At 70.2% G+C, this 1,712-nt stretch carries 1 protein-coding gene; it reads left to right on the forward strand.

The window, feature by feature from the left end:
• Window positions 1-69 precede the first annotated feature (69 nt).
• Entirely contained in the window at window positions 70-1,647 is a 1,578-nt protein-coding gene (locus ACIQVZ_RS42415; protein ID WP_402458535.1) for an IS1182 family transposase, read from the forward strand.
• Window positions 1,648-1,712 lie beyond the last annotated feature (65 nt).

The following is a 1,712-nucleotide window of genomic DNA, read 5'->3' on the forward strand; positions in this document are numbered from 1 at the left end:
CTAGGAGATCGCTGAAGATCTTTCAGGTTCTGGCCCCACGTGCTTTCGCGTGGGGCCAGACTGTTGCGGGTGCAGGGAGACTGGGCTGGCGAGCTGGTCGGGCCGGATGTCTGGGAGACGTGCCGGGAGCTGATCCCGGCCGGGAGCGTGTTCGCGTTCCTGGCCGAGCACCGGGATGCGCTGTTCCCGGGCTCGATGTTCGCGGACATGTATCCGTCCGCGAACGGGCGCCCGAGCATGCCGCCTCAGGTCCTGGCCGCCACGATCGTGCTGCAGAGCCTGCACGGACTGTCGGACTTCGACACGGTCCAGGAACTGCGCTGCGACCTGCGGTGGAAGGCCGCTTGCGGTCTCGGCCTCAACGACACCGCGTTCGACCCGTCACTGCTGACCTACTTCCGGCGACGCCTGCAGCGCTCCAGCGACCCGAACCGGCTGTTCACCAAGGTCAAGGAGGTCGTGGCGGCCACCGGCGTCCTCAGGGGCAAGCACCGGCGGGCGCTGGACTCCACCGTGCTGGACGACGCGGTGGCCACCCAGGACACCGTCACCCAGCTCGTCGCCGCGATCCGCCGGGTGATCCGGGACGTTCCCGGCGGCGAGAAGACCGCCGCCACCTGGTGCACCGCCCACGACTACACCGACCCGGGCAAACCCCGCATTGCCTGGAACGACCAGCAGGCCCGGGAAGCCCTGGTCGACACCCTGGTCACCGACGCGCTCAACCTGCTCGGACGCCTGCCCGAGCGGCAGCTGGACGAGAAGGCCGCCGACGCAGTCGGCCTGCTGGCCCTGGTCGCCGGCCAGGACGTGGAGGTCGCCGACGGCTCCGACGGGCGCGACGGCCGGTGGCGCATTGCCCAAGGGACCGTCCGCGACCGGGTGGTGTCCACCGTCGATCCCGAGGCCCGGCACATCCACAAGAACCGGACCCGCCACCAGGAGGGATTCCGCGCCCACGGCGCGTTCGAGCCCGAGACCGGGCTACTGACCGAGGTCGAGCTCACCGCCGGCGGCGGCCCCGAGAACCACGAGGCCGCTGTCGCCGAGACCCTCCTGGCCGACGAGAGCGAGGACCTGACCGTCCTCGGCGACACCGCCTACGGCACCGGCGAGCTGCGCGAAGCCCTCGAAACCGACGGCCACACCCTCGTGGTCAAGCCGCCACCACTGCGATCGGCCGTCCCCGGCGGCTTCACCAACGACGACTTCCACGTCGACACCGACGCCGGGACCGTCACCTGCCCCGCCGGCCACACCAAGGACCTCGGCCGGCCCAACGCCAACGGCGCCCGCACCGCCCAGTTCAAGAAGCTCTGCACCCACTGCCCCCTGCGCGAGCAATGCACCCGCTCCAAGACCGGCCGCGCCTTCCAGGTCCACACCCACTACGACCGCCTGAAAGCCGCCCGCCAGCAGGCCGCCGACCCCAACTGGCAGTCCGAATACCGGCGCTGGCGCCCACCAGTCGAACGCGCCATGGCCTGGCTCGTCGCCAGAGGCAACCGCCGAGTGCCTTACCGAGGCGTCCTGAAGAACAACACCTGGCTCCACAACCGCGCCGCCGCCCTCAACCTCCGCCGACTGATCAACCTCGGACTCACCCGCGCGAACCACACCTGGGCCATCACCCCCACCACCACATAACGCAGGAGGGGCTGTCCCCAACCGGGACAGCCCCTCCACCAACAAGATCTTCAGGAGCCTTCTAG

Source organism: Kitasatospora sp. NPDC098663, from assembly GCF_044760075.1.
In the GTDB taxonomy this organism is placed as follows: domain Bacteria; phylum Actinomycetota; class Actinomycetes; order Streptomycetales; family Streptomycetaceae; genus Kitasatospora.